Below are 23,997 nucleotides of genomic sequence, written 5' to 3' on the forward strand. Positions count from 1 at the left end.
TCGAGCTGGTCGGCACCGGCTCGCTGCCGAACGACGGCAAGGTGATTGCAGACGAGCGTTAGGCCTTGAGATCACCCGGCGTTTGATCAGTCCGCATTTGTCGCGCGCGGCGTTGTGAACTATTGAGCTAGCTCGTGCCCCGTGGAGACGGACGGATCATCACCTCATGAGCAGCGCTTCCGGAGATCAGCCGCGAAGGCCGGCCGTCTTCTTCGATCGGGACGGCGTCCTGAACCAGGACATCGGTTATCTGTTCGAAAGCCACAGGCTGGTCTGGATCGACGGCGCACGCGAGGCGGTCAAGGCCGTCAACGACATGGGGTATTTTGCGTTCGTCGTGACCAACCAGTCAGGCGTCGCAAGGGGTCTCTACGAGGAGACACACGTCCGGCAGCTTCACAACTGGATGGCCGATGAGCTCGGCAGGATCGGCGCGCATATCGACGCCTTTGAATACTGCCCGTTCCATCCTGAAGGGACGGTCGAACGATATCGGCAGGTCAGCCACCGGCGCAAACCGTCGCCGGGCATGATCAATGATCTGCTGGAACGCTTTCCGGTCGACGTCGAACGCAGCTTTCTGGTCGGCGATCAGCCGACGGATCTCGAGGCGGCACGTGCGGCCGGGCTGAAGGGCTACCTGTTCTCAGGCTCCAATCTGGAAAAGTTCCTGAGGCCTCTGCTGCTCGGGAGCTGAAGACCCCAGCGTCAGGCGCGAGGCCGCGATCGCGATCAGAACTTCCGGATCAGCTCGATGACCTCGTCCTGCTGCTGGCGCGTGATTTCGGCGAACATCGGCAGCGAGAGAATCCGGCCCTGATCGCGATGCGCATTGAGGAACTGCTCAGGCCGGTGATCGAACCGCGCATAGGCCGGCAGGAACGGCAGCGCGGTGGGATAGTTGATGGCGGTCTGCACGCCGTTGGCGTTGAGATGGGCGGCGAGCGCGTCACGGCGCGGATGCCTGATCGTGTAGAGGTGATAGACGTGGCTGCGCGCCGGCGCGACCTCGGGCACCACGACATCCTCGATCTGGTTGAGGCCGGCATCATAGACCTCGGCCGCCGCCTGCCGGGCCGCGGTCCAGGCGGCAAGATGCGGCAGCTTGGCGGAGAGGATCGCGGCCTGCATGCCGTCAAGCCGGCTGTTGATGCCTTCGATGTGGTGCTGGTGCTTCACCAGTCCACCGTGGCGCGCCAGCATGGCCATCTGCTCGGCGAGCGCCGCGTCGTTGGTGACGACCGCGCCGGCATCGCCCATCGCGCCGAGATTCTTGCCGGGATAGAATGAATAGGTCGCGGCCTCGCCGAAGGTGCCGACCATGCGGCCCTTGTAACGCGCGAGATGAGCTTGGGCGCAATCCTCGATCACCCACAGCTTGTGCTTCTGCGCGATCGCCATGATCGCGTCCATATCCGCGGGCTGGCCATAGAGATGCACCGGGATGATGCCGACCGTGCGCGGCGTGATCGCGGCCTCGATGGCCGCCGGATCGATCGTGAACGTCGCCTCGTCGGTGTCGCAGAAGACGACGGTGGCACCGGAATGAGTGATCATCGCCGCGGTCGAGATCCAGGAATGCGCCGTGGTGATCACCTCGTCGCCCGGCTTCACCTTCAGCGCCCGCATGGCAAGGTAAAGCGCGTCGGTGCCGTTGGCGCAGGACACGCAATGAGCGACCTCGGCCGCCGCCGCAAATTCGCACTCGAAGGCGTCGACATAGCTGCCGCGAATGAAGGCGTTGTCGCCGATCACGCCGGCGATCGCAGCGTCGATCTCGCCCTTGATGGACTGGTATTGCAGTTGCAGGTCGGCATACGGCACCGCCATCGATATTCCCCTGTTGCCTATTGGCTCGTCAGCAGCCGGCGCGCCGGATTGCCGGCATAGGTGCCTGGCGTCGTGATGTCCTTGGTCACCACCGATCCGGCGCCGATGACGACGTCGTCGACGATCCTGACCGGCATGATCGTCGCATTGGAGCCGATCGACACCCGGTTGCCGATCACCGTCTCGCGCCACAGCTCCTTGCGTCCACGTGCCGGGCCGCCGGTGGAGAACGTGTCGTTGACGAACATCACACCGTGCCCGACGAAACAGTCCTCGCCGATGGTGACGAGCTCGCAGACGAAGGCATGCGACTGCACGCGGGTGCGCGCCCCGACGATCACGCCCTGCTGGATTTCGGTGAAGGGGCCGACGAAGCAGTCGTCGCCGAGCTTGCAGCCATAGAGGTTGCACGGCTCGACGATCTTGACGCGTTCGCCGAACGCGACATCGCGCACGCTGGCCCGATGCACCTCCGGCCGGTTCACGAAACGACGCCCAGCCGGCTCAGCCGTGGCGTGAAGCGCAGCGCGACTTCCTCGCCGGTCTCGATCGACTCGTAGAGGGCCGAGATCAGTTCAAGGCTCTTGCGGCCCTCGAGCCCGTCGACCAGCGCGGCGCGCTGGTTCTCGAGGCAATCGACCACGTGGTGATAATAGGCCTGATGGCCGAAGCCGTAGACGTTGGGCGGGTTGACCGAGAACTTCTCCACGACGTCCTTGTCGGACGGCAGCTCGTCGACAAAGCGCCAGTGCCGGATCTGGTTGACCGCGAAGCCCGAAATCTCGACGGTGCCCTTTTCGCCCAGGATCGAGAGCGAACCCTCGAGATCGGTCGGGCGCGCCGCGGTGGTCGCCTCGATGATCCCGAGCGCGCCGTTGCGGAACTTCAGCGTTGCGACGGCCGTATCCTCGGTTTCGATATTGGCCAGCGCCGTTGCCGCGCGCGCATGCACGCTCACCACGTCGCCGAAGAACCACTCCAGCATGTCGACATGGTGGCTCGCCTGATTGGTCAGCACGCCGCCGTCATAGGCCCAGGTGCCGCGCCAATCGTCCTGGTCGTAATAGGCCTGGTCGCGGCACCAGCGCACCCGGACCGTCCCCAGGATGAGCTTACCGAAGCGGCCGGCGTCGAGCGCCTCGCGCGCCTTGACCACGGGCACGTTGAAGCGGTTCTGCTTGACGATGAACATCTTGACGCCGGCCTGGTCACAGGCCCGGATCATGTCGTCGGCGTCCTGCAGCCGCAGCGCCATGGGCTTCTCGACCACGGTGTGCTTGCCGGCCTTGGCGCAGGCGATCACATGCGCGGGATGCAGCCCGCTCGGCGTCAGCACGGCGACGGCATCGATGTCCTTCCGCGCCAGGAATTCGTCCATGTCGTAATGGGCCGCAACGCCGAACTTCCCGGCAACCGCATCGGCGCGTGCGCGGATCGGATCGCAGACCGCGACCAGGCTCGCTCCCTCGATGTGATTGCCACCCAGGAGATCGGAGTGACGCTTGGCGATACGCCCGCATCCGAGCAGGCCAAATCTGATCATGCAACAGGCCCTGTCTTGTCTCGTGGCCGGCCATTGCAACCTGCCGAAGAGCCGAGGGAACAAGCGGCCTTGCGAGCCGCGCGACAACGTCCATTACCCAGAAAACTCGGGGTAAGGCAAGGCCATGCACCAGTCAGGCGGCGCGGCCGCGGCACCACGATTTCACGCGGCCTCGGCGCGCTTGGCCTCTGTGAGCATGGCAAAGGTCCTTGCGACAAGCCTCGCCGGGCAACGGCGATCCGATCAGGGACAACCGCTCCCCAGCCCCCGGAGCAACAAGCGGCATTTGCGTTATTAACCAGGAATAATAGAATGAAGGATCAGCATAGTTCTTGTCGTCTTATCGTCGTCGTGCCATGCCCCTGGCTCAAAAGGCGGCATCGGTTGGCGATCGCGGGTTAGTCTGCCGAATACGATGACTATCCACGAGACAGTCCAAAAGCGCAGCCCGAGACGGCGGTAGGTGAGAATGAACGATCGCGTTATTCAGCTGGAGCCGGGTTTCGGATGGCGCCAGGCCAAGCTTGCCCTGCTTGCCTACGCCCACGTCGTGGTTTGCTGCATCTCGCTGTATTGCATTACGATCATCGATTCCTTCCCGGGTGTCATCGCCTTCGACAAGGCACACCTGGCATCCGCGATCGTCAACGTATTGGCGTTCAGTTCCCTCGTCATCCTGTTCGCAATCAGTCGCTTCAGCTTTGGCTATCTCGTCGGCTTCTACTTCTACATCATGGTCCTGGGGTATCTCTGGCTGATCGAATTTTCGGTGCTCGATTACGATCATCGCCTGGCGCTCGCCTCGATCGTGCTTTCGGCGCTCGCATTCCTCGCCCCCGTGCTGTTCATCACCGCGCCGGTACGGCAGGCTATCGTCATGCCGGCGCGCGCCTTTCACGTGATGCCTTCCGTCATCCTGATTGCCTCAGTCGCGATCATCGGCATCGGGTCTCTCTACAACCTCAAGCTGGTCGATCTCGCCGAGATCTACAAATATCGCGCGGAGCTCGCGTTGCCGGGCGTCCTGCGATATGCGGTCTGGATCGTCTCGAACGCGCTGTTGCCTTTCGCCTTCGCCTGCTTCGTCGCCAGCAAGCGGATCTGGCAGGCAGGGGCCGCTCTGCTTCTCATGCTTATGTTCTACCCGATCATGCTGACCAAGATGGCGCTGTTTGCTCCGGTCTGGCTGCTGTTTCTAGCGCTGATCTGCAACCTCGCTGAGGCCAGGGTCACGACGATCCTGTCGTTTTTCCTGCCGATCCTGATCGGCACTATCCTGTTCTTCCTGGTCAAGGCCGAGGTGCTGCCAATCAAGCCCGCATTGGTTTATTTCGGCACCGTCAACACCAGGATGGTTGCGATCCCGTCGCTCGCCCTTGAAGTCTACAACAACTACTTCTCGGCGCACCCGCTGACCCATTTCTGCCAGATCAACGCGTTGAAGCTCCTGGTTGCCTGCGCCTATGACGAGCCGATATGGGCCGTCATGGCCAAGGCCTACGATCTCGGCGCCTTCAACGCTTCGCTGTTCGCCACCGAAGGCGTCGCTTCGGTCGGCCTCGTGCTCGCCCCGGTATCCGCGCTGGGCTGCGGCTTGATCATTGCCCTCGGCAATCGCCTGTCGTCCGGCTTGCCGTCGCAATTCGTTCTGCTCTCCGCGGGGCTGCTCCCCCAGGTTCTCCTCAATGTGCCGCTTTCAACCGCCCTGCTGACGAACGGCACCGGTCTGCTGTTCCTGCTCTGGTACATTACGCCGCGGTCAGCATTCGACCAGACGGCAGCGTCGACGACTGCGTCAAGCGAACGTCTGCAAAGTGAAGGTGCCAACCAGGATGCGAGCTTGCAGCCGGTGGTTCTGAACTGAATCGAGCAGCGGAGGCTACGAAGCTTCAGCAGTCCGCCTCGACCAACCTAAGGCAAGCCGCCAGAACTCAACAAGCGCGTGACATTGTAAGCCGCGCGACCGGTCCCATATTCCTCTATCTCGCGCCGAACGGCCTGCGCCGGCTGCATCCAGAGCCGATTCCAGCCGTGGGAAATCGTTTCCGTCCATTCGGTTTCGTCACGCAGCGTAGTGCATGGCACGCGATGGAAATAGGCCTCCTTCTGGACGCCTCCCGAGTCCGTATAGACTTCAATTGCGTTGTGCAGAAGCTTGGCCATATCGAAGTAACCGACCGGATCGATGATCTTCAAGCCGTCGAGAGCAACTCCCATACGCAAAGCCGCCTGTCGGGTGCGCGGGTGCAGCGGTAGAACAACGGGGTATTTCTGCGACTGATCCTGCAGAAACCGTACGACGGCCAGAAGCTGCTCCCGGTCGTCGGTGTTTTCAGCGCGATGAATCGTGGCAAGTGAATATGTCTTCGGGACCAGCCCCAGGCTGGTGAGTATGGTCGAACTTTCTTCGGCCTTATCCGTTACGAACAAGGTCGCATCGTACATCACGTCCCCGACGTGATGTACGCCTTTGGTTACGCCCTCGGCGGCGAGATTGGCAACAGCCACGGCCGTCGGACAGAAATTCAACGTGGCAAGATGGTCGGTTACCAGCCGATTGATTTCCTCTGGCATCCTGCGATTGAACGAACGAAGCCCCGCTTCGACGTGCGCGACCGGAATGTGCAACTTCGACGCCGCGAGCGAGCCGGCCAAAGTCGAATTGGTGTCACCATAGACGACAACCCAGTCGGGCTTTTCCGTGAGCAGGATAGGCTCGATCGCAATCAGCATACGTCCCGTCATGTCGGCGTGACCACCGCCATGGATATCGAGATGATGCTGCGGCTTTGGAATATCCAGTTCCTCGAAGAACACGTCGGACATGTTCGGGTCGAAATGCTGACCGGTATGCACCATGACTTCCGTGAGTCCGTCGGTCTCGCGGATCGCACGACTGACAGCCGCCGCCTTGATGAATTGCGGACGGGCGCCGACAACCGTGAGAATCTTCAGCATTCAGGAATACCTTGCGACATCGGGCAGCTGCGCAACGTGATTTCGCATGCAGCCGATGATGCGCTCGTGATTTGCGCGCGTCCAATCGATGGTTCTCCGAAGACCATCCTCGTGGGCCACCGTCGCGACGAAGCCGAGTTTCTCGCGCGCCTTGGCCGGATCGCCGAAGCGCTGCCCGGACCTGTCCCAATCCCGCGCCGGCGTCAGCGCAATCGGCGTCACATTGCCGACGATCGAATTCACGCGGGTCGCCAGTTCAAGAATGCTGGTTTCGACGCCAGAGGCGAGATTGTAGATTTCGCCGGGCTCGCCCGAAAGCGCGCACGCCATCAATCCTCTCGCCATGTCTTCCACATAGATGAAGTCACGAGATGCAATCCCGCCGTTCTCAACCGGCAAGGCCTCGTCGTGCAGCGCTCTCCATATGAAAGTCGGCGTAACGTTTCTCCAGACGGTATGCACCGTTCCACGCCAGCGGCCGGCGCCAAGGATCTCGCCGGGACCGTAAACATTCTGAAACCGCGCCTTCACGAAAGGCAGCTTGTATCGCGCAAAGTAGTAGTTACCGTACATCTCGCCGATCAACTTCGAAATCGAGTACGGACTGTCGTGAAACAGAGAAACCGGCGCATCCTCTCTCGTCGCTTCGGCCCCCTGGAAGGTCTTCTCGGCCACGGCACAGCCTGCGGCGGCGTACACAACCTTCCGTAACGAGCCAATGCTCTTGAGCCTTTCAAAGAGCTTCAGGCTTGTGAGCGTATTGTTCTCGTGATCCGCGAGCGGATCGGCGATCGACGACTGATTGCCGTGATAGCAGGCGAGGTGAAAGACGTAGTCCAGATTTCCCGGCAACGCCGCAAGAACTGCGTCATCCGTGATGGAGCTCCGAATGAATTCGACCCGTGGATCGTCTGGTACATTTGAAATGTCAGCCGACAACAGGTTGTCGACTATGACGACTCGAGCTGGTGCCTGCTCGAGCAACTTCTTGACGAGATTTGATCCGACAAATCCAGCCCCGCCAACGACCAGGACGGTGGCTCCATTGAAAGAACTCATCTTCACCCCTTAGGTGCAGCCAGGTGACTGTAGACGTCCGTCACTCCGTGGGCGTCGTACCACGAGAGCTGCCGCCGAATTGTCTCTTGAAACGAAACCCTTGCTTTCCACCCGAGGATCTCTCGCGTCCTGGTAGGATCCGGCACCACGGACGGAACATCGTCCTCTCCGACAGGCACCACCTTGACATCCGGATCGGCCGGCAACTGAAGATGCGATCGGACCAGATCGTATACGTCCTTGATGGAATGTCCCGTCCCGCTGGATACGTTGAAGATGCCGGTCGGCGCGCCGTCGCCCATCGCAATGTCTACTGCGGCGACGAAATCGGACATATCGAGGAAATCCCGGTAGGCAGCCGTGCAGAAGCATGCCTGTCCCGCCTTCAGTCGCTTGTAGAAGGTCGGGATCGGACCGATTGCGAGGCGCGGGCCGGCGACGTTCGCAAGGCGCAAGGAAACGAACGGCAGACCGCTCATGGCCAGATATTGCTCGCCGGCAACCTTTGAAATGCCGTAGCTCGTGAACGGCCGCAGCGGATGCTCGACGGCAATAGGCGTGCTCTCGGGGCGCCCGTAGCACAAGACGGTCTGGAAATTTATGATCCGGCGAATACCCGCGGTCCGCGCGAATTCAATGAGATTCGCGGTCCCCTCGACGTTCGTCGCGATGTCCTCGCGCCAGTTTGCCGGATCCTTGTAGGAAGCGGCCGAATGTACCAGGTGAGTTGGGGCAAAGTCGGCAAAGGCCTTCGCTACCAGATCACGATCGGCAATCGAACCTTCGACGAGATGTAGGCCCGGAAGCGCGGGCACGACCTCACGCTTGCCGGTCGCGAAATTGTCGATGACAAGAATGTCGTGACCCTGCGGCAACCAGTGCTCGATAAGATTCGAGCCGAGGCACCCCGCCCCGCCGGTGATAATGATGCGCATCGAACTTGATCCGATCAGGTGCGGATTTCCGCACGCGCTTCCTTCAGGTGTGTGTATCCGCCGACGACGCCCTCCCGCTGCCAGCGCTCAACCGACAGACGGGCGATCTCATCGAGCGAAGTGAACTCAACTGCGCCGAAGTCCTTGAACGTGCGTTCGGGGTCCAGAAGGATGGAAGCGGCATCATCCGGACCAAGCGGCTTAACCTCGGGCTCCGGATAGTCATTGATCTTCATTGCCCGCACGACTGCGTCGTAGAGCTCCTTGATCGCAACGTCCTTGCCCGAGGAAAAATGATAGGTGCCGCGACCGACGCCATCGGCGGCCCTGACAACGACCTTTGCCAAATCACCCGCGTAACAAAAGTCCCGCCGGGCCGGCGTAACGAAGCACTTCTGTCCCTTCGCCAAGCGGCCATAGAAGATCGGCAGCGGACCGGATACGTTTCTTGGCCCGATTACGTTGGCCAGCCTGAAAGTGACCCAATCCACGCCAGAAAACTGCACGTAGTTCTCGCCAGCCGTCTTCGAGATGGCATAGCTCGAATTGACGGGATTGATCGGATGATCGAGCGGGATCGGGGACTGTAGCGGCTTGGTGCCATAGCAAAGCGCCGTCTGAAAGTAGATCAGGCGAGATACGCCGAAGGTCTTGCAGGCCTTCGCGACGTTTGCCGTGCCGACAGCATTCACCAGAGCATCGGTTCCCCAATCCTCCGGGTCCTTGTAGGAGGCCGCTGTATGAACGACGATCTCGGGCCGAAAATCTGAAAACAGTCGATTGATCACGTCGGCATTCGCGATCGTGTCTTCGACCAAGGTCAGGTTTTCATGTTTGGTCAGATTGTCGGCCCGGCCGGTCGTATAGTTATCGATCGCAACCACCTCGTCGCCGCGCGACAAGAACATATCGATGACGGTTGATCCGACCTGGCCGGCGCCGCCGGTGACAAAGATTTTCATCCGATTACCCAGATTTGAGAGAGTCAGGTACTGTTGCTAAATCCGGTAGTAGTCCCGGTACCATTTGACGAAGCGCGCGACACCTTCCTCGATTGGTGTCGCCGGGCGAAAGCCGATATCCCGCTCAAGGTCCTTGACCTCGGCGTAGGTCGCCTCGACATCGCCGGGCTGCATCGGCAGCATCTCCCTCACCGCCACCTTACCCAACTCCTTCTCGAGGAGCGAGATGACATGTGTCAGTTCCTCGGGCTTGTTGTTCCCGATATTGTAGATCTTCCACGGGGCGCTGCTGGTCGCTCGGTCGGGTTTGTCGCTGTTCCAATTCTGGAGGCCTTGCGGCGCTCGATCGATGAGACGAACGACGCCCTGGCTAACGTCGTCGACATAGGTGAAGTCCCGACGCATTCGACCGTGATTGAAGAGCCGGATCGGCTCTCCAGCCAGAATGGATCTGGCAAAGATGAACATCGCCATATCAGGACGGCCCCACGGGCCATAGACCGTGAAAAAACGCAGCCCCGTCGTGGGAAGGCGGTAAAGATGGCTATAGGAATGAGCCATCAACTCGTTTGCCCTCTTGGAAGCTGCGTAGAGACTGATCGGGTGATCGACGCCATCTTCGGTCGAGAACGGGAGCTTGGAGTTTGCGCCATAGACCGAGGATGACGACGCGTAAACCAGGTGTTGACATCCGTTGTGCCGGCATCCCTCCAGAATGTTAAGGAAGCCCTGCATATTCGCGTCGACATACGCGTGCGGATCTTGGATTGAATATCGGACGCCGGCCTGCGCAGCCAGATGAATCACCTTGGCAAAGCGACACCGATCGAACAGCGCTTTCGCCTTCCCTCGATCAGCGAGATCGAGCTTTTCAAAACTGAAACGGGAATTGCTTTTGAGCAGATCCAGGCGCGCCAGCTTGAGACTGGGATCGTAGTAGTCGTTGATACTATCAACGCCAACCACGTCATGGCCTTCCGACAGGAGGCGCTGACTGACGTGGAAACCGATGAAGCCGGCTGCCCCGGTGACAAGAACTGCCTTGCTGGACATGCTCGCACTCAAAGTCGCAACAGCTCAATGCCGGCCGGCCTGGAGCCACGATCAAGCGTCGACTTCACATCGTAGACCAGACCATTGCCATCGGTCAGCAACCGCTGGATCAGCGGCCACCCGCCGGTCGCGTATTCGTTGTGGGCCACCGCCAGAACGACGGCATCCGCCGATTGCAGCTCGTTGAGCGGCAGGAGTTTGACTCCGTATTCTTCCTCAGCATCGGCTGCATCTGCGAGAGGATCATGCAGCTGCACCACCAAGCCGAACGACTGCAGCTCGCGCACAATATCGACGACCCGCGAGTTCCGTGTGTCCGGAACGTCCTCCTTGAATGTGAGTCCAAGGACCGTGACTACACCGCTTTGCGCCTTGCGTCGCAGCAGCCCCCTGACGCACTCTCGCGCCACCCGCTGCCCCATGCCGTCATTGATCCGCCGACCCGCGAGAATGACCTCCGGATGATAGCCGGCCTTCTCTGCGCGATAAGTCAGATAGTACGGGTCAACACCGATGCAATGACCACCGACGAGCCCTGGCTGGAACGGCAGAAAATTCCATTTGGTCCGTGCGGCGGACAACACATCCGCAGTATCGATGTTGAGAGCCTGAAAGATCAGCGACAGTTCGTTCATGAAGGCGATGTTCAAATCGCGCTGGGTGTTTTCGATGACCTTCGCTGCCTCTGCCACCTTGATGGTCGGCGCGCGATGAATGCCGGCCGTTACGACCGATCCGTAAACTTCGGCAACGACATCAAGCGTTCGCTGATCCTGCGCCGAAACCACCTTGGCGATTGTTTCGAACCGGTGCTGCTTGTCGCCCGGGTTTATTCGTTCCGGCGAATAGCCGACCGTGAAGTCCTCGCCCGCCTTGAGCCCCGATACCGCCTGCAGGACCGGAATGCACTCCTCTTCCACGGCGCCGGGATAGACCGTTGACTCATAGACGACGATATCGCCCTTCTTCAGCACGCGGCCGATTGATCGCGATGCGGAGATCATGGCGCCCAGGTCTGGGCGTCTCGCCTCGTCGATCGGCGTGGGCACCGTCACGATATAGAAATCGGAGCCCGCCATTGCCTCGAGATCGGATGAAAAGACAAGCGACGGCTGACGCAGATCGCGCGCCTCAACCTCTCGCGTTCTGTCGTTACCAGCCGTGAGCTCGGCAACGCGTCTTTGGTCAATATCGAACCCGATTACCGGCACGCCCGATCGTGCGAACGACACGGCTACAGGCAAACCGACATAGCCCAACCCAATTACAGCGATGTTGCGTCCGTGTCTCATTTTCGATCCTGATTTAAGCTTGGCGCGGCCCCAAGCCTATGGAGAGCATTCGGCATGATGCGATAACATGGCAGTCGCCTTTGTCAAACATCACCCGGGGTGTCTGCGTCGGTCTGGCTACGATCGAACCATGGCTCTGAATTCGGCAGCCCGGTCATGGAAGCGCTGGTGCCACAATTCCAGCGACAACAGGCCCCAGGTCTTGCGCGAGAAGCGGGAAGCACTCTGAAAGTTCGCAAGCACCACGCCGCTGTTGAAGTGGTCGCGCTGGCGCGCTCGCTGCTGATCGAAGATATCCGTCACGAACTCCTGAAGCGTCCCTTCAAACCACTCCTTCAGCGGGACCGGAAAGCCCATTTTGTCTCGCCGCCTCAAGATGCCCTCGGGCAAGATATCTCGATAGACGGTCTTCATCAGTTGCTTCATCTGCCCGCCCTTGAACTTCACGTCGGCGGGCACAGTCGCCAGAAACTCGACCAGGGGATGATCGAGTAGAGGCACCCGGCTCTCGAGCCCGTGCGCCATACTCATTCGATCTTCGACCTGCAGCAATGCCGGCAAGAGACACTTGAAGTCGAAGTGAGTCATCTTGTCGAAATAGGCTTCCTTCCTCACATTGTCCTTGTTGTTAAAGATTTCGCGGAACGCCTCAAAGACACGCGGCTTGTCGAGCGACTTCCAATCGACTTCACCGACCATGTCGGTGGAGCGGTCAACGAGCCTGAAATATCGCTTGTCCAGATCGTCGAACAATCCCTCGCGCCAGAACTCCTTGATCATCGGCTTGTATTCGCGCAGCAGCCCGAGATTCGGAACGATGGACTCGATCGTAACGACGTAATTTCCCTCCCGGTACGTACCGTCCATGGCGGCCTTGATGCATTGCTCAAAGTAGGCGACGAGATATCTCGCGTAACCACCAAGAAGCTCATCCCCGCCCTGCCCACCGAGCACGACTTTCACATGCTTCGCGGCGAGCGCGGAGACCATGAATTGCGGAAAGGATCCCGGGCCGGCAACCGGGAAATCAAGGTGGTAGATGACATCGTGCAGCGAGCGTCTGAAATCCTCCGCGGTGATATCCGCAATATGCACCGTCATGTCGGCCCGGTTGGCCACTTCCTGCGCATAGTGGCTCTCGTCGTACCCCGGGTATTCCGTGAAGCGGCCGTGGAAAGCGAGACGATTGCGATGATCGTGACTCGAAGCCAGAAGGGCGACGAGGCTCGAGTCGAGCCCTCCCGAAACGTAGCCGCCGATCGGGACATCAGCCCGCAAATGGACATTCATGGAGTCGGCGATCAACTCCCTGAAGCGTTCCTCGAAATATCTCGGGCTGTGGTCGAAATCGACGACATACTGCACGTCCCAGTAACGTTGAACGTGAACATTTCCGTTGTCGACGGTGAACACATGCCCAGGCAGCAGTGCATTGACATGCGCAAAGAGCGTCTTCGCACCGATCGTATACTGGAACGTCAGATATTCCGCGAGCGCGGTCGAGTCAGTGCGAATCTCCGGCAGCAGGGGCAACAAGGCCTTGGCCTCTGATGCAAAGAATAGAGTGCCGTCCTGCTCCGTATAGTAGAAGGGCTTGATCCCGAAACGGTCTCGTGCGGCGAACAGTCTTTGCCTTCTCTCGTCCCAGATCGCGAATGCGAACATTCCCCTCAGATGAGAAACGCAATCGTCTCCCCACTTGTCATAGGCGGCAAGGATCACTTCCGTATCTGACGTCGAGCGAAACGCCCATCCGGACGCCAGCTCGTTGCGCAGTTCGATGTAGTTGTAGATCTCACCGTTATACGTAATGACGGTGCCGTTTGGCGCAATCATCGGCTGCGCGCCGCTCGTCGACAGATCGATGATGGCGAGCCGTCGGTGGACGAAGCCCACGCGCTTGTCCCTCGATGTCCACTCGCCGGCCCCATCGGGACCGCGATGACTGATCAACGAGGACATTGCGCGCAGCGCTGCCTCTCCCTTGGGAAAGGGATCGGAGCCTAGCGACAGGAAGCCGGCAATTCCACACATACGATAACCCTAAGCTATTTCGAATTCAGGAAATGCGCGCAATCACACGGTCGCGCCGGACCGTTCAATCCCACGCCGTGAAAGCAGTGTCCTGAGATTCGAAAGCTACCTCCGTGCTTGGCGCGGCGGCCACACTCGATAGCTCAACTTCTTCCGGGAGACAGCTCGGGAGCGCGAGCTCGCGCCTCTACGCCGTTCCCACCGTAGCTCGCTTCGACTCCAAGCAGTCCGATGGCATCGAGCGCTTGCGCAATCTGCTCCGTCGACCTCTTGTGCTTGTACCGGTCGGTGAGCGCGTCATGAGTATCCAGGACAGCCCAAGCATAGAGCAGCTTGGGTCCCAGTTGTCCATAATAGTCGTGATAGTCAAGAACGGGCGAGTAGTACAGGACGGCCTGCCGAAATTTGCTGCCGAGCGGAAGCTTCCGGTAGCGCCAACTCAGGCGGTGCAAGGGCCACAGGACCGCAACGAGCGTCTTGATGAAATTCATCGCAAGCTTTGCATCTTGCCGAATAAGGAATTTGCGCAGCCGCTGGCGCGTCTTGGTCATGTCCTCGTGACTGTATCGATAGTGATCGATTACCAGAAGCCCGCCCGGCGCAACGTGAGCCGCAAGGGCCCTGATTGTCTCATCGGGGTCGGGGGTATGCTGGATGACTCCAAGACAGATCACGACATCGAATGATTGAGGTGCAACCGGAAGAGCGCGGATATCGGCCTGACAAACGAAATAGCCCGGCCTTCCCCCACAGTTCTCCAGGTTTGCCTCGACGGCGGTCGAAAGGTCGCACGCAAACACCTCCGCGCCCTCCGACAGCAGCACCTCGGTAAACCGCCCCGCGCCGCAACCTGCCTCCAGGACTTTCTTACCACGAACAGCATCGAAGCCGCCAAGACATCGCTCCAGCCGATCCCGGCTGATCGACGTTCCCGTAAAGGAGTCCAACTGGGTCTTGCGGAAAGTCTTCCATTGCAGCCCAAAAGCTGCGGCGTAGTTCTCCGGCGCAACAAAGCGCGGAATACCTCCGACGACGGGATACGTACGACCACCGGATGCCTTTAGCGCCGTTGTCTGGTTGGAGATGTCGTCGGACATCGGCAATGGCTGCAGTGATTCACCCGTCTCAGGGCAGATGAGTGGAACGATCGGCTTCATGCTGGCGAGTTATCCAATTGAAAATAAGGTCGGGAGTCCAGGAGTGGGGGCGCAAGTTCATGTCAGACGCGTAGCCAATAGCGGACCACATCGACCAGCATGAGCGGACGATAGAAGGCGCGCCTTCGAGGCTTCGAGGCCAATTCCCGATACATCGCCTCGACGCGCTTCACGTCGATGGGGAAGTTGGCCTGTTCGACCACGATAGCCCGCCCCCTGGCAGCGATACGCTCACGCAAAGCCTCGTCCTCGAGCAGGCGAAGGATTGCGTCGCCGACGTCCGCGGGATCGATGTCGGCAAACAGCACGCTTTCGCCGTCCTTGACGATCTCGCCATAGCGATGGAGCCGACCGACAACGTTTGGGACCCCACAGGCCATCGCCTCAAGAAGCGTCTGCGGCAGGCCATCCGAGCGCGGGATTCCGACAGCAACTTCCGCAATGGAATAGAACATCGGCATCTTGTCATGGGGGATGCGGCCAACAAAGCTGACATGGAGTGCGAGGCCGAGCGCCTCAATCCGCGCCATGAGTCCTGCGCGGTACTGCGGATCGGCGGCATATTCCGTGACGACCAGATGCGCCGACGGAACCCGCTTGACCACCAACGCCATGGCTTCGACAAGGACATCGATATTATAGAACGGCTGAAGGATCTTCGGGCTGAGCACGACCCGGGCGCCTTCCGGAATTCCGCATTCGGCACGAAGCGCTGACGCATCCAGCGGCCGGAACTGCTGCGGATCAACTCCCCACACTACGCGCGTCGCTTTGCTGCCATAGCCGCCGAGCTCATTGAGCTTGCTGATCAGGAAGTCGGATTTTGCCGTTATGCAGTCGGCTACCGCAAAGAGCCTCTTGGTCAACGCAATTCCGCGTCGCGTCGGCGCCCCCTGCTCTTCGAAGAGGACGTCGCCCCCCATGACGCTGACCACCAGAGGTCGAAATCCCAAGGCGCCTGCCAGCCACGCCCAGGTGCTATATGCGTAATGCACATGGATGACGTCCGGGTTTGTCGTCCTGACGAGACGACGGAAATCGAAGAACAGCCGCGCCATATCGGACAGTCCGCTCAGATCCCGCCGGGCCAGCTTGCCGCCCAAACGCACAAGGCGCGAGATCCATTCATCTTGTCCAGGGCGAACCGACGGCGTGAGTTCTGTGATTTCGGTCAGTCCGGCGGCGGGAGGCGCACTGAGCAGGTAGACCTTGTGCCCCAAGGGCGAGAAACAGCGCACCCGGTTCACGACGTGGGTGCTCGTAGCGTAACCAATCGCCAGGATCTTCAACGGACGGGTCATCGAGGCTGCCACATTCGTCCCGCTAGGCCGCCGAACCGACGGCCATTGCAGAATGGCCGGGATCAAGAACTTGCCGGTGCCAAAGCTCGAGCATGAGCAGCACGAACAGCCGGTTGCCGATATCGTCGCCGCCTTTCATGTGACGATCCACCATGGTCGAGACAACATCGGGCCTGAAATATCCCCGGCGTGCGACGCTTGCCGGCGAAAGCAGATCATACACCATGTCCTTCAGACCAGTCCGCAGCCACTTGCCGAGCGGCAGATTGAAGCCTGCCTTGGGGCGGTAGAGAATGTCGGTTGGCAGACGCGACTCCATGGCTTTCTTCACGATCAATTTGCCCTCGCTTCCCTTGATCTTGAGATCGCCCGGCAATGAGAATGCCCATTCGACCAGCTCGTGATCCAGAAAAGGAACGCGCGCCTCAACGCCAGCGGCCATTGTGAGCCTATCGACCTTGGTTAGCATCTCGCTGATCAGCGATGACTTCATATCGGTGTAGAGCTTGCGCGTCAGCTCCGGCTGACCGATCGTCGCATCGTAGTGTTGGGCCGTGACATTGTTCGACCACGCTTCCTTTAGATGAGGCCAGAGATCAGGGTGCACAAAATCCACGAGGTCCATGTCTCGGAAGCACGCATAACTGTCGATATAGCGCCCCGACTCTCGCTGATCCCTGCTCATTGCGCGCCACAACCGGTGGCCCGGAGCAATTCGATTGCCGATGGCTCCAGTCCGAGCGAGAAGCCGCTGCAGGGGGCCGTATTTTTGCCCGAGCAGCGGGACGAAGTCTTGGTGCCTCCAGGTGTATCCGGCAAACACCTCGTCGCCGCCGTCGCCCGTCAGAACGACCTTGATTCCGTCGTCCCTCGCCGCTTTGGCCAGAAAGTAGATCCCGAGCGCCGATGACACGGCAAAGGGTTCATCGCAATGCCACGCCATCGCGGGAAGAAAGTCGCCCGCCTCCGCGCCGAGGTCTATCTCCCGGTGCGCGGTACCATAGCGCTCCGCCACGACCCTGGCATAAGGTCCCTCGTCGAAAACCTCATCTCCGCGAAATACGACAGAAAAGGTTCGCATGCCGGCGCTGGCCTGCGGCCCTACCAAGGCGACGACCGAACTCGAGTCGACCCCACCGCTGAGGAAGGCCCCCACCGGTACATCCGCGACAAGATGGCTTCGAACGGCGTTTCCAAAACGCTCATCGAATTCAACGCAAGCGTCGGCGAGTGAAAGAGCGCGCGGAGCGGCCGGCAAGGGAACGCGCCAGTACTCGCGGTCCTGCACATCGCGTCCGCGAACGATAAGCACGTGACCGGCCTCGAGCCGCCGAATTCCCTTCAGAATTGATTGCGGATCCGGAATGCTGAGGAGATGAAGGAAGTCCGCCAGCGCCGCCTGATCGACCTCACGCGGCGTGCGCGGGTCCGCCAGAAGTGACTTCAACTCCGATGCGAACGATACGGATTCCTGGCCAACATGATAGTAGAGCGGCTTGATCCCGATCCGGTCGCGCGCGAGCAGCAGCGTCCTTTGCCCGGCATCCCAGATCGCTAGCGCGAACATGCCTCGCAACCGCGTCAGGAAGTCCAAGCCGTAGCATCGATAGGCTTGCAAAATAACCTCGGTGTCGGACGAGGTTCGGAAGGCATAGCCTCTCTTTTGCAGTTCGCGCCTCAGTTCGACGAAGTTGTAGACTTCGCCGTTGTAGACAATGCGGACCTGTCCGTCGTCGGAAACCATCGGCTGTTCGGCGGCCACCGAGAGGTCGATGATCGAAAGGCGACGGTGACCCAGCCCCACAGGGCCGTTCACCCATATGCCCTCGGCGTCCGGACCTCGATGGGCGACAGCTCTTGTCATCGCCACGACCAGCTCGCGATCAACCGGCCTTTGCCGATCAAAATTCAGGATTCCCGCGATTCCGCACATCTTGAATTATCTGCCCATTGGCTAAAGAGCGCGTGCCAAAATGTCGGCCACGCGATGATCGTAGGTGTGCCCCGACATCGCCAAATCATAGGCACGTTCCGCAATCTCGCGGCAATGCGCCTCGTCCCGGAGCGCACGGACAGCCTCGTCGACGTTCGACAGGTCGGACCGCACGGGGATATAGTGCTCATTGGCCCTGAGAATGCCGTTATAGCCTCCTTCGATCAGGACTTGGCAGGTCTTGGTACCGATCGCCTCGAAGTGCCTTGACGAGATGCTCTTGCCCGACACGCCGCGGGGGACGCCCATAAAGAACTTCTCGAACACTTCCTCGAAGCTGGCATCCTGGTTCTGCTTCAGGTTGTAGGTTCTGGCTCGATCGAGAAGCGCGCCTTTTTCATTGAGGTAGTAGGTCCCGGATTCCGCGCCGATCAAGGTGCGGCAGCGATTGAGAAAGGCAGCCCAATCGTCGCGCGGCATTCGCGACGAGCGGCCGCCTCGAATGTCACATCGAATGCCCAGTTCCTGGCCGTGCTTTTCAAAATACGCAATCAGATCGGTTCGTTCTCGATCTCCGACAAAGGGCCAATAGATGTCACCGACAAATCCCACGTCGATATCACGACGCGCCTCAGGCTGCGGTGAATATACGGAAGGATTGAGCGCGTGCGGCGTCGCAAGGATGCGCGTTCCTTCCAACCCGCCATAGAGATATTCGGCCGCCGCAATGGGGAGCTGACTGCAGAGGAATTCAGCTTTCACCTCCCGGCAAAACTCGAGCTTCTGATCGAGCAGATCATACTCGTTGCCAAGGAATACTATGATGGGACAAGCGCGGCGGGCCAGGAATGGAGCCGCTCGGCTAATCAGCGACAAGTCGTCGCCGGCCGCGACATGAGACACGATGATGAGATCGTAAGATCGAATGCGCAGCAGATGGCGTCCAAGATCGACCAGGTTGTTGATGTCGCAAACCGTTACATCGAGCTTGGGAGACCGGCAAAACGCATCGCGCCAGTCCCTAACGTATGAGAGGCGCTGGTTGAAATCATACAAATGCGCATAGAGGTTGCGTACCAGTGCACTGCGCTGGAGCGGGCCGGGAGGCTGAGCACCTGCCTTTACGCCAAAAACACCACGCAGCACCGTCGCAGCCGTCAGGACGACCTTCCCGGTTCCGTTTTGGTCGAGGAAAAGAACTTTCTTCTTTGTCACCTTGTTACTTCTCGGTCAGTGCGCAACTTTGTCTTCAATGCGCGACACATTTTGAGCCGACTTGCTGAGATGTCGATTAAGTAGCGGCTCGAGCGTTCGCTCTTCATACGCCCAGCAAAGCTCCTGACGGCTTACCCGAACATTCTCCCGGAAGGTCTCGCGAACTTCGTCATTCTCGACCAGCAACTGGAGCGCTGATCTGATCTCGTTGGCATCCTGTGCATTGGCCATGATTCCAAGCTTGTGCCGCTCGGCAACGCGTCGGATCTGCTCGAGATCGGGATAAATCAGCGGCAACCCTGCCGCCACCGACTGAAAGAAGCCGTTCGGCAGGATGTTGGGATATTGGATAGTCCTCTTGAAATAGAGCAGGACCGCGACGTCGGCTGACGCCGCGACGGGAACGATTTCCTGCGGCAGCACCGGCGGAACGAAGTGCACGCGGCCTTCCAGGCCACGCGTCGCGAGCGCGTCATTGCAATCAGGATAGCGTCCGCCAAGGAATGCGAGATGAACGTGCTTCGGCAGGGATACCAAGGCGTCGAAGGCGCCTTCGAGGGTCATGCCTGATTTATAGTTTCCGATAAACACGACGAGGAACGCTTCCGGCGCGAGACCAATCGCGTCGCGGATTGTCCGGGGAACCTGACGATCCAACCGGAAATCATGCGCGTTGCGCAGGATCACCGGCTCGCATCCGAACCGTTCGCGCATCAAGGCTGCGATCCCCTCATTGACCGTCACGACGTCGGAGGCGAACCGGATACATGCGGCTTCAATCGCGCCTTCGAACGGGATCACCCACTTCTTCCAATAGGAGGAGACAGTGGGGTCTTCCTTTTGATGCTGATAGAAATCATGTGCGTCGTAGATCATCCTGGCTCGATACCGAAGGCAGAGCAGGAAAACCGCAGGAAATTGATAAAATGAGTGAAGATAGTAGAGATCGGCACGAGGAGTGACGGAAAGGACCTTAAAGACGTGTTGATCAAGGTACGTCGCAAGATAGTTAGCGAAGGCCAGAGGGTTGATGGCAGCAGCACGGAGTGATTGGGAGATTCCAGCAGGAAGAATTCGAGTCGGCAACCACCCCACGACTTCCCTGGCAAGCAGGATCATCGCGTAGGGAAGAGCAAAAATGATCTGCGCGATAGAGGGACGCTGCTGGAGCGGCTTGCCTCCCTTCAGGGAAACAATTGCTCGAAGGAGATTGCGCTGTAGGGCGCGTGCGACACGCCTCAAGCCTGGAATACGAAGGGCAAGCCGGCCAACAGGCCATCGCTGTAGTATCGACAGGCTCTTGATATCCTGAATTCCAACGGGATCTGGAGCAGCGGCAGCTAATTTCTCCTCAGCCTCGGGATGTGGAGCTGCGACCACTTCGGACGCGACTGGCGCAGTAGCAGTGGACGTTTGAGGCTGAACGCGCGCGCCGATCGAAATGATCTCGAACGGGATTGGCTCATCGGCAAGGCGGCTCGGCGCCCCCTCGATAACAATCGATTTGAATCCAAACCGATGCACCGAGGTGACTTGTTTGAGCGTCCGGCTGTCAGCCGACAATGGCAGCGGCGTTAGCGAAACAACAACGGGCCTGCGGTCCACGTCCTTCATCCTTCACCCAGCAATCAGGCAGTTCGGGAGTCCAGGCTTCCACGATACAAGAAACGAAAATACGTGAGAGCGATCAGACATTGAACTGCTTCCGCCACATATAGAGATTGAGCCAACGCCAAGGCAAAAAGTCGAGACGGCCGGCTTCCTTGATATTCGAGAAAGCGGCGCGGGCGCCGTCGCGGTCGATGAAATCGGCAAGAGCATCCGAGTTTACGGCATCCGAGATGAGAGGACTCAACACGGTTGTCTGCCAGTGCAGCTCCGGCGTTGCGAAGCCCATCTTTCGAGCGCGCATCCTGACAGGTTCCGGCAGAATTCCATCCATCGCGTCACGCAGCACACGCTTCGCGTAGCCGCCGCGGAATTTGATGTCAGACGGAAGCGCAAATGCAAAATCAACCAAACGATGATCGAGGAACGGGACCCTGGATTCAACCGAGAAAGCCATGGAATTCCGATCCTCGAAACGCAGCAGCGCCGGCAGGTTGCTCTCGAAGAAGAAGCGGCGAAGCACACTCGCGAATGGCGCCTTGGCGTCCCACTCGGTCTCAAAAGACTGCAATCTGGTCCGCGATGCGTCAGCACATCCTCGTTCGAAATCCGCCCGCATCCAGGGGAGCTGAGGCGCGCTCGCCGGTGGGGATTTCTCGCCAGCCAGGGCGGCGAATATGCCGCGCAGCCGGCTCCATGGAAGAGTCGTATGCCAAGGTTTTCCTTGCATGCGGGACCATTGCCAGCTCTCAAGCAATACCTTCAGGAACCGCCCCTTCGCAGCCATCTCCAGCAAGAAGTGCGGTACGGTGCTCGCGTAGCCTCCGAGCATCTCATCCGACCCCTGCCCGTCGAGCACCACTTTCACGCCCGTATCGCGTATCAAGCGAAACACCGACCATTGTGCGAAGATGGAGGTCGACCCAAAGGGTTCGTCCTGGTGCCATATGAGAGCTTGCAGGTCCGCCTCAATGTCCCTGTCGCCCGGCTCAATGAAATGCGGCTGCACCTCGGCTGCAGCCATGTTCTGCCGGGTGAATTCCAACTCATTCGCTACGGCAATGTCGAAGTGGCAGCTAAACGCGTGCCTCTCGACCGGCAATTGCGATTCTCGTGAAATATCCCGCATCAGCACCGCAATGGCGCCGCTGTCCAGTCCGCCCGAAAGACAGGTGCCCACCGGCACATCGGCACGTAGATGGATGCGAACGCTTTCGCGAAGCAGTTCGCGGAATCGTCGGGCCGCCTCCTCCGGCGAGATGCCCTCGAGCACGGGACCCGCGGCGGGGGTGTAGTACCGCCGCTCGTCCGGCCCGCCCTGATCCAGGCGCAATACGAGCGTCCTTCCAGGACGAAGCTTGCTGATACCGGCAAAAAACGTCTCGTCACTGACGTCTGAAATCTCGTACTGAAGATAATCGTACACCGCCCGGGCGTTGAGCGTGCGTGGCACCCACGGGACTTCAAGCAGTTGCTTGATTTCCGAACCAAACGCAAAGCGGTCGCCGACCGCAGCATAGTGAAGCGGCTTGATCCCGAAACGATCGCGCGACAGAATCAGGTGACGTTGGCGAAGATCGAGGATTGCGAGCGCCCACATTCCGACGAAGCGGGTGAAAGCATCAGGTCCCCATGCCTCATAGGCTCGAAGAATGACTTCCGTGTCGGAATGAGAGCGGAATACAGCCCCGCGCCCCTCCAATTCGGCGCGCAACTCAAGATAGTTATAGATCTCGCCGTTGTAGGTGATCCAGAGTCGCCCGTCATCGGAGGCCATCGGCTGATGGCCGGATTCCGACAGGTCGATGATGGCGAGCCTCCGGTGCGCAAGAAGGAGATTGGCCTCATCTCCATTTGCAGACAAATCACCGTCGGGAATGACTTTCCCCCTGCCCTGTCGCGTATCGAACCAGACGGCCCCCTCTCCGTCAGGACCGCGGTGCGCAGCAACGGACAACCCCTTGAGGAGATCCCTCGGTGGCATGCGGAAGCCACCGCGATCAAACACGCCGAATATGCCGCACATCAGCGATACGACATCTGGACCAGGACACTCGGCCCACTCGCGCAACTACCGCAGCGCGCCATGGAAAGGGTCTTCGAATACACGGAGTATGTCATCCCACTTTCCGAAGTTCGTAGCAGCCGTCAATTCCGGCGGCCTGTCCGTCGACATACGGCACACCTCTGGCATCAAATTCCAGCCTGGAAAGAAACTGACGACTTTCAGCGTCGAAGGATCGATCCATCATCGGCGTGAACCGCTGCGGCAGCAACGACATTTCGAAGATGGAAACCGCATTCCCGAGGTGCTTGGCACTGAACCCCGAAATGCCCGCAAGCTCATTCATCTCTTGCGTCGTCCAATTTCGGCTTATCGGACAGTCGAAGGTATCGGTAGATCGCCTGAAGGCTTCCTCACGCGAAAGACCGCGATATTTTGGGTCGCTCGCCGGCAAGACGTGAGAAACGAACAGATGAACCCAGATGCTGTTGCGATTGTAGACCATCAGCCGCGCGTATCCCGACGGCTTCAGGATTCGTCGAAACTCCTTCAGAATTTTCTCCGGGCTCGGGACGTGATTGAGCACTCCGGAGCAGTGGACGTAATCGACCGTTCCATCATCAAGGGGGATGCGATCGTCAGTTTCCGATACGTGGACAAGCTTGCAATCATACCCGTGAACGCGCAGGCGATCCGCCGACTCCGCCAGCGACGGACGGGAAATGTCCATGCCATATACGGCCGCAGGGCGGGAATACGTTAGAAACCCAACCAAGTCGTGACCCGGACCGCAACCGTAGTCGACGATCACCTCGCCATCGTGGGACGAAACCGGCAGAAACTTGATGTAGTCGACATATTGGTCGTTTCGCCAATGCATATAGTCGAGAGACTCCGCCGGCGACGAGAATTTCTTATGGAGCGTGACGTTGAAGTCGCTCCAGTAAGATTCAGAGGAAGGATCGGCCTCGGTGTGAGGCGAGGTCGCAGCTGCAAGCACCGTGCGGCCGCCCTTAAATTTGTTCGCCAAAGATGCTCCTATTCGCCTCAACATTGATCTAAGCTCCTACCGAATTGACGTAGAGACCCAAAACGTCAAACGCCTGCCGTGT

At 59.5% G+C, this 23,997-nt stretch carries 19 protein-coding genes; 2 read left to right on the top strand and 17 right to left on the bottom strand.

Features of this window, described 5'->3' with window-relative positions; all coding sequences use genetic code 11:
- The first annotated feature begins 166 nt into the window (after nt 1–166).
- Nucleotides 167–697: an HAD family hydrolase gene (locus AKL29_RS08360; protein ID WP_050383789.1), complete on the top strand. Its 531-nt coding sequence runs from the start codon at nt 167–169 to the stop codon at nt 695–697.
- A 35-nt stretch (nt 698–732) separates the two neighbouring features.
- Here the strand turns inward: AKL29_RS08360 and AKL29_RS08365 are convergent, their stop codons facing one another.
- From AKL29_RS08365 to AKL29_RS08375, 3 genes are read right to left on the bottom strand one after another with little or no spacing between them, the layout of a single operon-like run.
- A complete protein-coding gene (locus AKL29_RS08365; RefSeq protein WP_050383790.1) occupies nt 733–1,830 on the bottom strand; it encodes a DegT/DnrJ/EryC1/StrS family aminotransferase in 1,098 nt (365 codons plus the stop codon).
- Between the two features lie 17 nt (nt 1,831–1,847).
- Entirely contained in the window at nt 1,848–2,315 is a 468-nt protein-coding gene (locus AKL29_RS08370; protein WP_050383791.1) for an acyltransferase, read from the bottom strand.
- Entirely contained in the window at nt 2,312–3,373 is a 1,062-nt protein-coding gene (locus AKL29_RS08375) for a Gfo/Idh/MocA family protein (protein ID WP_050383792.1), read from the bottom strand. The genes AKL29_RS08370 and AKL29_RS08375 overlap by 4 nt, the downstream gene beginning before the upstream one ends.
- Before the next feature lie 469 nt (nt 3,374–3,842).
- Here AKL29_RS08375 and AKL29_RS08380 point away from each other — a divergent pair, with 469 nt between their 5' ends.
- On the top strand, nt 3,843–5,237 hold the full coding sequence (locus tag AKL29_RS08380; RefSeq protein WP_050383793.1) for a hypothetical protein: 1,395 nt from the start codon (nt 3,843–3,845) through the stop codon (nt 5,235–5,237).
- 47 nt (nt 5,238–5,284) lie between these two features.
- On the opposite strand, the gene wecB is transcribed toward AKL29_RS08380, so the two are convergent.
- From wecB to AKL29_RS08455, 14 genes are all read right to left on the bottom strand, one after another.
- Nucleotides 5,285–6,331 (bottom strand): non-hydrolyzing UDP-N-acetylglucosamine 2-epimerase, encoded by a 1,047-nt coding sequence (wecB, locus tag AKL29_RS08385; protein ID WP_050383794.1) that lies wholly within the window; start codon nt 6,329–6,331, stop codon nt 5,285–5,287.
- Nucleotides 6,332–7,390, bottom strand: coding sequence for an NAD-dependent epimerase/dehydratase family protein (locus AKL29_RS08390; protein ID WP_050383795.1), 1,059 nt, complete (start codon nt 7,388–7,390; stop codon nt 6,332–6,334). It abuts the gene before it with no gap.
- A gap of 2 nt (nt 7,391–7,392) precedes the next feature.
- Nucleotides 7,393–8,325 carry an NAD-dependent epimerase/dehydratase family protein gene (locus AKL29_RS08395; RefSeq protein WP_050383796.1) on the bottom strand — a complete coding sequence of 311 codons (933 nt, stop codon included), beginning with the start codon at nt 8,323–8,325 and terminating at the stop codon, nt 7,393–7,395.
- A 14-nt stretch (nt 8,326–8,339) separates the two neighbouring features.
- A complete protein-coding gene (locus AKL29_RS08400) occupies nt 8,340–9,287 on the bottom strand; it encodes an NAD-dependent epimerase/dehydratase family protein (protein WP_028343083.1) in 948 nt (315 codons plus the stop codon).
- Nucleotides 9,288–9,323: 36 nt separating this feature from the next.
- On the bottom strand, nt 9,324–10,340 hold the full coding sequence (locus AKL29_RS08405; protein WP_050383797.1) for an NAD-dependent epimerase: 1,017 nt from the start codon (nt 10,338–10,340) through the stop codon (nt 9,324–9,326).
- A gap of 8 nt (nt 10,341–10,348) precedes the next feature.
- Entirely contained in the window at nt 10,349–11,632 is a 1,284-nt protein-coding gene (locus AKL29_RS08410) for a nucleotide sugar dehydrogenase (protein WP_050383798.1), read from the bottom strand.
- 117 nt (nt 11,633–11,749) lie between these two features.
- The gene (asnB, locus tag AKL29_RS08415; RefSeq protein WP_050383799.1) at nt 11,750–13,666 is read right to left on the bottom strand and encodes an asparagine synthase (glutamine-hydrolyzing); all 1,917 of its coding nucleotides are present in this window, start codon (nt 13,664–13,666) and stop codon (nt 11,750–11,752) included.
- A gap of 143 nt (nt 13,667–13,809) precedes the next feature.
- Nucleotides 13,810–14,823, bottom strand: a complete 1,014-nt coding sequence (locus AKL29_RS08420; protein ID WP_050383800.1) for a class I SAM-dependent methyltransferase — start codon at nt 14,821–14,823, stop codon at nt 13,810–13,812.
- Nucleotides 14,824–14,885: 62 nt separating this feature from the next.
- Complete coding sequence (locus AKL29_RS08425) at nt 14,886–16,124, bottom strand: glycosyltransferase (protein ID WP_082190508.1); 1,239 nt, start codon at nt 16,122–16,124, stop codon at nt 14,886–14,888.
- 22 nt (nt 16,125–16,146) lie between these two features.
- Nucleotides 16,147–18,057, bottom strand: a complete 1,911-nt coding sequence (gene asnB / locus AKL29_RS08430; protein ID WP_050383802.1) for an asparagine synthase (glutamine-hydrolyzing) — start codon at nt 18,055–18,057, stop codon at nt 16,147–16,149.
- A 21-nt stretch (nt 18,058–18,078) separates the two neighbouring features.
- Entirely contained in the window at nt 18,079–19,272 is a 1,194-nt protein-coding gene (locus AKL29_RS41675) for a glycosyltransferase family protein (RefSeq protein WP_152977479.1), read from the bottom strand.
- Nucleotides 19,273–19,287: 15 nt separating this feature from the next.
- A complete protein-coding gene (locus tag AKL29_RS40395; RefSeq protein WP_193395193.1) occupies nt 19,288–20,877 on the bottom strand; it encodes a glycosyltransferase in 1,590 nt (529 codons plus the stop codon).
- 82 nt (nt 20,878–20,959) lie between these two features.
- Nucleotides 20,960–22,906 carry an asparagine synthase (glutamine-hydrolyzing) gene (asnB, locus tag AKL29_RS08450; protein WP_050383806.1) on the bottom strand — a complete coding sequence of 649 codons (1,947 nt, stop codon included), beginning with the start codon at nt 22,904–22,906 and terminating at the stop codon, nt 20,960–20,962.
- Between the two features lie 91 nt (nt 22,907–22,997).
- A complete protein-coding gene (locus AKL29_RS08455; protein ID WP_160321716.1) occupies nt 22,998–23,915 on the bottom strand; it encodes a class I SAM-dependent methyltransferase in 918 nt (305 codons plus the stop codon).
- Nucleotides 23,916–23,997 lie beyond the last annotated feature (82 nt).

The sequence above is a fragment of the Bradyrhizobium pachyrhizi genome, assembly GCF_001189245.1.
Taxonomy (GTDB): Bacteria; Pseudomonadota; Alphaproteobacteria; order Rhizobiales; family Xanthobacteraceae; genus Bradyrhizobium; species Bradyrhizobium pachyrhizi.